9 protein-coding genes and 3 pseudogenes are annotated in these 8,298 nt (G+C 42.0%); 5 read left to right on the top strand and 7 right to left on the bottom strand.

Features of this window, described 5'->3' with window-relative positions; translation table 11 throughout:
• Together V7K89_RS07440 and V7K89_RS07435 are read left to right on the top strand one after the other, a co-directional pair.
• A partial coding sequence (locus tag V7K89_RS07440) for a calcium-binding protein (protein ID WP_335185780.1) occupies positions 1 to 1,536 on the top strand: 1,536 nt, incomplete at its 5' end.
• 83 nt (positions 1,537 to 1,619) lie between these two features.
• Positions 1,620 to 2,027 (top strand): Uma2 family endonuclease, encoded by a 408-nt coding sequence (locus tag V7K89_RS07435; protein ID WP_335185778.1) that lies wholly within the window; start codon positions 1,620 to 1,622, stop codon positions 2,025 to 2,027.
• Between the two features lie 211 nt (positions 2,028 to 2,238).
• Here V7K89_RS07435 and V7K89_RS07430 read toward each other — a convergent pair whose 3' ends face one another.
• The 6 genes and pseudogenes from V7K89_RS07430 to V7K89_RS07405 form a co-directional block, all read right to left on the bottom strand.
• Entirely contained in the window at positions 2,239 to 3,141 is a 903-nt protein-coding gene (locus V7K89_RS07430) for a glycine betaine ABC transporter substrate-binding protein (RefSeq protein ID WP_335185776.1), read from the bottom strand.
• Positions 3,141 to 3,773, bottom strand: coding sequence for an ABC transporter permease (locus tag V7K89_RS07425; RefSeq protein WP_335185773.1), 633 nt, complete (start codon positions 3,771 to 3,773; stop codon positions 3,141 to 3,143). The genes V7K89_RS07430 and V7K89_RS07425 overlap by 1 nt, the downstream gene beginning before the upstream one ends.
• Complete coding sequence (locus V7K89_RS07420; protein ID WP_335185782.1) at positions 3,770 to 4,528, bottom strand: ATP-binding cassette domain-containing protein; 759 nt, start codon at positions 4,526 to 4,528, stop codon at positions 3,770 to 3,772. Before V7K89_RS07420 ends, V7K89_RS07425 begins: the two co-directional genes overlap by 4 nt.
• 142 nt (positions 4,529 to 4,670) lie before the next feature.
• Positions 4,671 to 5,054 (bottom strand): annotated as a pseudogene (locus V7K89_RS07415) (ABC transporter permease); the annotation flags it as partial.
• Positions 5,047 to 5,226 (bottom strand): annotated as a pseudogene (locus V7K89_RS07410) (BMP family ABC transporter substrate-binding protein); the annotation flags it as partial. The pseudogenes V7K89_RS07415 and V7K89_RS07410, both read right to left, overlap by 8 nt.
• Positions 5,227 to 5,358: 132 nt before the next feature.
• Positions 5,359 to 5,754, bottom strand: coding sequence for a hypothetical protein (locus tag V7K89_RS07405; RefSeq protein WP_335185771.1), 396 nt, complete (start codon positions 5,752 to 5,754; stop codon positions 5,359 to 5,361).
• A 743-nt stretch (positions 5,755 to 6,497) separates the two neighbouring features.
• On the opposite strand from V7K89_RS07405, the gene V7K89_RS07400 reads away from it, so the two are divergent.
• From V7K89_RS07400 to V7K89_RS07390, 3 genes are read left to right on the top strand one after another with little or no spacing between them, the layout of a single operon-like run.
• A complete protein-coding gene (locus tag V7K89_RS07400; protein ID WP_335185769.1) occupies positions 6,498 to 6,743 on the top strand; it encodes a hypothetical protein in 246 nt (81 codons plus the stop codon).
• Positions 6,743 to 7,006 carry a type II toxin-antitoxin system RelE family toxin gene (locus V7K89_RS07395; RefSeq protein WP_335185767.1) on the top strand — a complete coding sequence of 88 codons (264 nt, stop codon included), beginning with the start codon at positions 6,743 to 6,745 and terminating at the stop codon, positions 7,004 to 7,006. Before V7K89_RS07400 ends, V7K89_RS07395 begins: the two co-directional genes overlap by 1 nt.
• The gene (locus V7K89_RS07390) at positions 6,987 to 7,124 is read left to right on the top strand and encodes a hypothetical protein (protein ID WP_335185765.1); all 138 of its coding nucleotides are present in this window, start codon (positions 6,987 to 6,989) and stop codon (positions 7,122 to 7,124) included. The genes V7K89_RS07395 and V7K89_RS07390 overlap by 20 nt, the downstream gene beginning before the upstream one ends.
• Before the next feature lie 175 nt (positions 7,125 to 7,299).
• On the opposite strand, the pseudogene V7K89_RS07385 reads toward V7K89_RS07390, so the two are convergent.
• Positions 7,300 to 8,298 (bottom strand): annotated as a pseudogene (locus V7K89_RS07385) (hypothetical protein); the annotation flags it as partial.

Below are 8,298 nucleotides of genomic sequence, written 5' to 3'. Positions count from 1 at the left end.
AATGGCAACAATCTGGAAATCAGCTTTCAAGGCTATGGTGATACCAGATTCATTCTGGAAAACTTTGCCTTGTCCAACCTGGATAACCTAAGCTTGTCTACTGGAGCCAGCGTAGATTTGGGCAATATTCTGTTTTCTGGGCAAACTACGATCACTGACAGCTTTGATGTCTTCGATGCCAACTCCACCCAAAGCACTGTCTTTAAAAAAAACACAGTCACCTTCCTAAACGACCTCGACAACAATGTTAGTGGATTTGATAATTCAAATGATGTGATCAATGGTCAAGCAGGTGATGACATTATTGAAGGCTTAAGTGGCAATGACATTTTAAGGGGTGGCGATGGCAATGATACTCTTAACGGTGGCGATGGCAATGATACTCTCAATGATGATATCGGCAATAACACCCTTAATGGTGGCAATGGCGATGATTCCTTCAATTTCGGCTCCCTATCGACGTTAGTGACTCAAACGGTAGACGGGGGAACAGGTAACGACAGCTTGTCTTTGAGTTATAGCAATGCTACCACCGGAATTACTTCGACTTTCAACCCGACTACTAACATTGGAGCAATTTCTTCAACGGCGGACACAACAGTGTTTAGCTACAAAAATATCGAACAATTAAATATCACAGGTACAGACTACGATGATTATCTAGTCGGAAGCAATGGTAATGATACGCTGCGTTCAGGCAATGGTAACGATACAATAGATGGCGGCGCTGGCGAAGATTTCTTGGATATTAGTCTTTCAACGGGGAATCACCTCCTCAATGGAGGCAATGGTAATGATTTTTTACGGGCCTGGAGTTACTTTTACGACGAATTTGGAAATTATGTTGTAGGTAGCACCTCTGGCGATAACACCCTCAACGGTGGTGCTGGTAACGATACATTGGATATTTACGGTTCAACAGACAATTATCTATTAGATGGGGGCGATGGTAACGATTTTCTCTATACCCGTTATTTCACCACTTCTGGTGATAACACCCTCAAGGGTGGTGTTGGTAACGATACATTGGATGCTGACAGTTCAACAGGGAATAATCTATTAGATGGGGGCGATGGTAATGATTTCCTGATAGGCTCTTCTGACTCAGATAATAATATCCTCGAAGGTGGCAATGGGGATGATACCCTCAGAAGTAATTATGGCGATGCTATCCTCTTCGGTGGCAAGGGTAATGATTGGCTCTTTGGAGAAGGTGGTACTGATACCTTTGCTTTCAATAGTTTCGATGAAGGTCTCGATTTGATACCTGACTTCGGTGCCAATAATGAACCGAATGAACTCATTCAGGTGTCTGCTACTGGTTTTGGTGGCGGTTTATCAGCAGGTGTACTTCAAGCAAGTCAGTTTACACTTGGAGAATCTGCAACTACTAGCAAAGAGCGATTTATTTATAATTCCACTACAGGTGCATTGTTCTTCGACCAAGATGGTAGTGCAGGCGCATTTACTCAGGTACAATTTGCCGGCTTATCTCCTGGGTTGTCACTCACAAACAACAATTTTGTGATTGTTTAATCGGCGTTGCTGAATCATGGGATGATTTCGCCCAATTTAGAACGAATTTTCAATGGCTTCAACCGCCAATTCATCCCGCATTTATGCAACGCCGTTTAATCGTTATCCTCGATGTAATGCGATGTCTGGCGACAAGCCGCTTCTCTACGAGATGCTGCGCGTGTAATTACACCAGAAGAATCGAGTTACCACCTGGCGCGGTGTTGAAGCTTTTGGGAAACTGGAAAGACTATCAAGTATTGAGTCAGCAACTAGGCGATCGCTCCTCACCTCGGATTAAATATCGCAGAGGAGAAATTTTGCTAATGGCACCGCTACCACAGCATGGAAGAGATGCGAGTTTACCGGCATTGATAGTAATAGCTTTACTTGACTATTTAAACCGTGCATATGAATCATTTACGCCCATTACCATAAGCTTGCCAGAGATTAGCGGTATTGAACCAGACTTTTGCTTTTATCTTGAAAATTCCAGAGCAAGATGCACATAACAAGACCTCCCTGTAGTTCCCTGTTGCTAAGGCTACTGTGTATACACAAGTCGAATTATCACCCTTATAAAGGGTGGAAAGAGGAAATCTAATTCCCTCCCCTTTATAAGGGGAGGATTAGGGTGGGGTAAAGCCTATCCTTAATTACAAATTACGTAGCTTGCTTCTCGCCTTCTCTACGAGACGCTACGCAAATGGCAAGTATTACAAATTATTTTAATCCTTTCGATTTCCGAAACTCCTGGACAACATCTTTAACATTACGTAATTCTCCCTCAACTAAATAGTTTAACTGTCGCATTTCAGCTGCCGAAATCTTTCCAGCTAGTTGTGCGATCGCTGTTCTTAATTCGGGATATTTTTTTAAAGTTTCTTGTCGAACAATTGGTGCAGCTTCGTAAGGAGGAAAATATTTTTTATCATCCTTTAGCAGCACTACATCCAAGCGGGAAATCTGTCCATCTGTGGAACTACCCGCCACCATATCTACTTGTTTTTGAATCAGAGCACGATATACTAAACCCAAATCCATAATTTGGGGAGGTTTAGCAAAAAGTAACCCGTAGGTTTTAGCTAATCCCGGAAAACCATCTTCCCTTTCCAAAAATTCATAGCCAAAACCCCCACGCCACTGAGGTGTATATTGAGAAGCTTGGGAGAGAGTTTGAATATTGTTACGCTTGGCATCTTCACCCCGGATAATCATCGCAAAAGTGTTTTCAAAACCTAAGCTTGGCATTACTTCCAAATTGAATTGCTGGGCATAAAGTTGTTTTAACTTTTGATAAACTTCTTTAGGGTCATTAACTGCTTTTTGCTTTAAAATCCCAGTAAAAGATGTGCCTGTGTACTCAATATACGCATCAATTTTTCCAGAAGTAATAGCACTATGACAGATGAAAGAACCACCCAAACGGAAACGACGATCCACTTTTAAATTAGTTGTTGCCTCAATTTGCTGTGCTAAAAGTTCACCTAAAATATCTTGTTCAGTAAAATCTTTGGAAGCAATAACTATATTAGCACCGCTACTACTATTTAAATTCGACGTGCAACCAGTGATTACCAATAACAAGGCAAAACTTAAAAAGCAAAGTGTGAAAAATCTCTTCATTAATTTTTAATTTTTAATTTATTCTCTATCCAGCCAATTGCAAAGTCAGCTAGTAATGCAATTACTGCCGCCGGAACTGCACCAGCTAAAATTAACTGATCGTTTACTACTGATATGCCGCGAAAAATAAACACTCCCAAACCACCAGCACCAATAGCTGCGGCAATAGTTGCAATACCTATAGCAATTACCGTTGCAACTCGCACTCCTGCCAGAATTACTCCCATCGCTAAGGGAATCTCAACTTGCAATAACAATTGTCTATCTGTCATTCCCATGCCTCTGCCAGCTTCTCGAATTGCTGGATCGATGCTAGTAATACCTGTGTAAGTGTTACGAATTATCGGTAGCAAAGAATATACAGTCAGGGCAACAATTGCTGGTACTGCACCAATGCCACCAATTATGGGAATAGGAATGAGTAAGCCAAACAGCGCCAAACTAGGAATAGTTTGGAAAATATTCGCTATGCCAAGAATTGGTTGACGGAGATAGGTTTTACGTGTAATTAAAATACCTAAAGGAATGCCTACAAGTATAGCAATTCCAATTGCAATGCCTACTAAAAATAGGTGTTCTAGAGTATGCTGAAGAATTTCTGGGGCATACTTAACAAGGAAGAAATTTTTCATAAAGTATCTTGCAGGGAACGCAGACATTGGAGAAAGGCGAGGCTTTCTGGATGTTGCGATCGCATAAATTCATCTGTCGTCCCCAATACTACCAATTCTCCGTCAGACATTAAACCAATTCTCGATGCCAAAACCAAAGCTTCTTGAATATCGTGGGTGACAAACACAACAGTTTTACCTAATTCTTGCTGCAAATGTCGAAACTCTTGTTGCAGTTCTAGCCGTGTGATTGGATCAAGTGCGCCAAAGGGTTCATCCATCAATAACACAGGCGGATCTGCTGCTAAAGCCCTGGCTACACCGACTCTTTGTCTTTGTCCTCCTGAAAGTTCGTGCGGATAACGCCCTGCAAATTGTGCTGGTTCTAAGCCTACCAATTGCAACAATTCATAAACCCGCGTTTTTATTTGTTTCGGTTGCCAACCTTCTAAAGCTGGGACTAAACCCACATTGCGTTCGACAGTGAAATGGGGAAATAAACCAATTTCTTGAATGACGTAACCAATTTTTCGTCGCAGTTTAATTTCATCCCATTGAGTTGTGGGAATACCATCAAATAAAACTTCGCCTTGTGTAGGTGTAAATAGGCGATTAATTAACTTCATTGTTGTAGTTTTGCCGCTACCACTGCGCCCAAGTAATACCAGTGCTTCTCCTTGATGGATGGTGAAATTGAGATTTGACACCAATGAACGATGGTTGCGGCTAAGGGTGACATCACGGAATTCAACGGCGGTTTGGTTATTTTGCGGCATGAGTGGCTTTTGAGGGACGCTAGCTATTGTATTATGTGCTGATTTTGCTAGCGTGCTAACGCCCAATTTGCTTTTCCTAATTGGCTTATACCATTTTAGTTTATACCCCTACTTTGCTATTGCAAACACCACTCACGTTAAATTAGTCTGAATGGTGATTTTCTCCAAAGTAGAGAGTACCTAGAGGTTTAGGTGGTGTAGATTTTCCCAACTTACCCACTAATGCTAATAAAGCGATCGCATAAGGTAACATGACTAAAAATTGGTAAGGGATATTTGCCCCTAATGCCTGAATTCGCAGTTGTAAAGCTTCTGTAGCTCCAAACAGCAAACAAGCTAAAGTACTACCTACAGGATGCCATCTGCCAAAAATTAATGCTGCGATCGCAATAAATCCCTTACCAGCACTCATCCCTTCGGTAAAAAATCTTACTTGTACCAAAGTTAAATAAGCACCTCCTAAACTCGCAAGAGTGCCACTAATCACCACAGCGATATAACGGACAAATGGTACGGAAATTCCAGCCTTTGTCGGTAATTATTCCAGGGAGAGCGATCGCGATTTTAAACCCAGTACCACCCGTTGTTGTCGCTGTTGGTGTCGTCGGCTTATTACTGCAAGCTTGCAGCAGTAAACTAGTACCAAACCCTGCTGAACCGAGCAAGATAAATTCACGCCGACTAAAGTTTGTTGTCATACCTCGCCTTCAGATAGATAACTATTTAAGTTATTTCAACACTCTAAAGTCGTAGGTAATACTTTGGAAACAATTTCTCCTGGATTTCTCAAAAACGCGATAAATCGCCGTCTTTTCCCCTACTTCTGCATTTTATGCAGTTTTAGTATTTTCATCAGATGCTTGTTCTGCAACATTTTTCAAGCGACTCGACCTAATTTTGCGGATGCGATCGCTATTGCGAACACCACCCGCCATCTCATATTCGCGGCTGTCTTTGCCGTATTTAATCGCAACTACCATCAGCATTTTTTCAGAAAGCTGACTCAAGTTTTTTTCCATCTGTTCAATTTCAGTTTTAGAAGAGTCAACCACAGACAGAGCAGTATTATAAACATCAAGTTTGTTGCGTAACTGCTCAATTGACTCAATTAGTTTTTCCAGATTATAATTTTCATCAAAATTGATGCTTGGAACAATCGATTTCAGTCCAGCCGACCTTAATTGAGCTTTTTCTAAAATGCGGGATGTACGTTTTTGACGAGACATAAAATTACTCCTTGAAAATGCTGCTAGAGCTAGCTTGGCTTAATTAAACTGCGTTTCGGTTCAGCAGAACTCGCAGTTTTTGTTGAGAAAATTTTCAGGTCATATCGGTAATTTTTCGGTATTTATTTTCAGAATTTAATTAATAATGTAAAAAAGCAAAAGTCAGACCACTCCCGTCACGAGTGAAACCGCTCCTGTCACGAGTCAGACCGCTCCCGTCATGAGTTAGACCGCTCCCGTCACGAGTTAGACCACTCCCATCACGAGTTAGACCACTCCCATCGCGACTGAAACCACTTCCGTTACGAGTGAAACCGCTCCCGTCATGAGTTAGACCACTCCCATCGCAATTGAAACTACTCCTGTTACGAGTTAGACCACTCCCATTGCGACTGAAACCACTCTCGTTACGAGTTAGACCGCTTCAGTTTGTTGGGGAGTGCATAGATGCAAAGCGGCTTAAGCGATCGCTTAGTATTCTGCTGTAGGAAAGACCGATATAAGCGATGCCTACGGCGGTAAACTACGCAGTTTGTGAGAGATAGTTAGCAGCGTGTTGTAGAAGGACGATCGCAATCGCAAGTTAGGCAAATCCAATTGCTGCGTTGTACCCCACAAGTCTGAAGTTTAGATGCATTTGTCCTAAAACACAACCCAAAGACTTTTGGGTTGACAAAAATATGAATGTTAAAATTAGCATAATGGTGTCAAAATGCGAAAGAATACACCTAATAGGAGAATAAATGCCAGCCATTGTTAAATTACAACTCTCCTTAGAAACTTTAACAGAAGCAATATCTTCCCTTGATTTAACAGAAAAACGTCAACTTCAAGAGCTAATTGAGCAACAAATTTTTGAAGCCGAAGAAGCGTTGTACGAAGACAATGCAGATACACTAGCCGAAATTCAAGCAGTTCGCGCTGAGTATAGCAATGGTGAGTCAGTGACTATAGATGAATATCTTGCTAACCGCTTAGAGCAGAGATAATGGGTTATGCGGTCATTATTTCAAAGTCGGTACAAAAGCAGATTGACAACTTACCAAATGATGTTCTTAAGCGTGTTATTGAAAAAATCCAAAATCTTGCTTCAGAACCGCGTCCTGATGGAATTGTCAAGTTAAAAGGTTTTGATAACGAGTATCGTATCCGTATTGGTGATTATAGAGTTCGTTATGAGATTGATGATGAAAGTCAACTCATACAAATTTTGCAGTGCAAGTATCGGAAAGATGTTTATAGAAAAAATTAGTTTTGAGATGCTCAACCTCAACGTGATCGCTCTGATTGCCAAAGATAACCCCTGGCGATCGCTCATCGACAGTCTAGACAATTTCTTTGATGATTTTATGATTAATAGCGATCGCTAACTCATGGACACCAGAGAGAGTTTGTAAATTCGATACCTGCTTGATGGTTGAGTAGCTGTAAAAGGCGATCGCACTTCGTTTAAAACTATAGATCCTGCATCCCCTTATACCAATTGACCAAAATCAGGCTACAGACGCAAGTTAAATCTAACTCTCTTAAATTACGAATTACAAATTATTTCCACCATCGTGCCACATCCACAATCGCACGGGCAATTTCTGCCATTGCTGCTTGACCTCCTAATGCAAAGATAACCGGAAATAATGCCTCTATATCACCTAGCAAGTTAGGGCGAGTCCGAAGAGATAACTCATGAAGTGTATCTTGCCAAAGGGGAAAAAGTTTGACATTTGACATTTGTGATAGATTAGAAGCTAAGGCATTCAAGGCAATGCTGCGATATCTCTCATACTGAATCGTCTTTGCAGCAACTAGCGCTTCTGGCAGGAACTCTGGTGTCAGTTTCTCAGCTAAAGCACTCAAAGCATTGGTGCGATACACATTGTCAATCGCTCTGACAGCAGCTAGTGCTTCTGGCAAAATTTGTGGCAGTTTGTCAGCTAAGGCACTTAAGGCATGGGCGCGAGAAGATTCAGACTCAATCGACCTGGCAGCAGCTAGCGCTTCTGGTAAAATTTGTGGCAGTTTGTCAGCTAAGGCACTTAAGGCATGGGCACGAGAAGATTCAGACTCAATCGACCTGGCAGCAGCTAGCGCTTCTGGTAAAATTTGTGGCAGTTTGTCAGCTAAGGCACTTAAGGCATGGGCGCGAGAAGATTCAGACTCAATCGACCTGGCAGCAGCTAGCGCTTCTAACAACAACTCAGGTGGCAATTTGTTAGCTAAGGCAGTCAAAGCGGAGGCACGATACCGCTCATCCTGAATTGCTTTTGCAGCAGCCAACGCTTCTGCTAATACCGATAGCTCTTTGTTCGCTAAGGTAGTCAGGGCAATAGCGCGATATTTCTCATCCTGAATTGCCTTGGCAGCAGCCAGCGCTTCCGGCAACACTGATAGCTCTTTGTCCGCTAAGGTAATTAGGGCAATGGCACGATACTTCTCATCCTGAATCGCCTTTGCAGCAGCCAGCGCTTCTGACAACAACTCAGGTGGCAATTTGTCAGCTAAGGCATTTAAAGCAGAGGCACGATACCGCTCATCCTGAATCGTCTT

It is taken from the genome of Nostoc sp., assembly GCF_036917515.1.
Lineage (GTDB): Bacteria > Cyanobacteriota > Cyanobacteriia > Cyanobacteriales > Nostocaceae > Nostoc.
The sequence above is the reverse complement of the archived record's forward strand: the minus strand, read 5'-3'. Positions and strand labels throughout refer to the sequence as shown.

Coding starts and splice junctions, on each gene's coding strand:
- V7K89_RS07420 (WP_335185782.1), bottom strand. CDS start 4,528: ATGCCGCAAAATAACCAAACCGCCGTTGAATTCCGTGATGTCACCCTT.
- V7K89_RS07425 (WP_335185773.1), bottom strand. CDS start 3,773: ATGAAAAATTTCTTCCTTGTTAAGTATGCCCCAGAAATTCTTCAGCAT.
- V7K89_RS07430 (WP_335185776.1), bottom strand. CDS start 3,141: ATGAAGAGATTTTTCACACTTTGCTTTTTAAGTTTTGCCTTGTTATTG.
- V7K89_RS07405 (WP_335185771.1), bottom strand. CDS start 5,754: ATGTCTCGTCAAAAACGTACATCCCGCATTTTAGAAAAAGCTCAATTA.
- V7K89_RS07400 (WP_335185769.1), top strand. CDS start 6,498: ATGCCAGCCATTGTTAAATTACAACTCTCCTTAGAAACTTTAACAGAA.
- V7K89_RS07395 (WP_335185767.1), top strand. CDS start 6,743: ATGGGTTATGCGGTCATTATTTCAAAGTCGGTACAAAAGCAGATTGAC.
- V7K89_RS07435 (WP_335185778.1), top strand. CDS start 1,620: ATGCAACGCCGTTTAATCGTTATCCTCGATGTAATGCGATGTCTGGCG.
- V7K89_RS07390 (WP_335185765.1), top strand. CDS start 6,987: ATGTTTATAGAAAAAATTAGTTTTGAGATGCTCAACCTCAACGTGATC.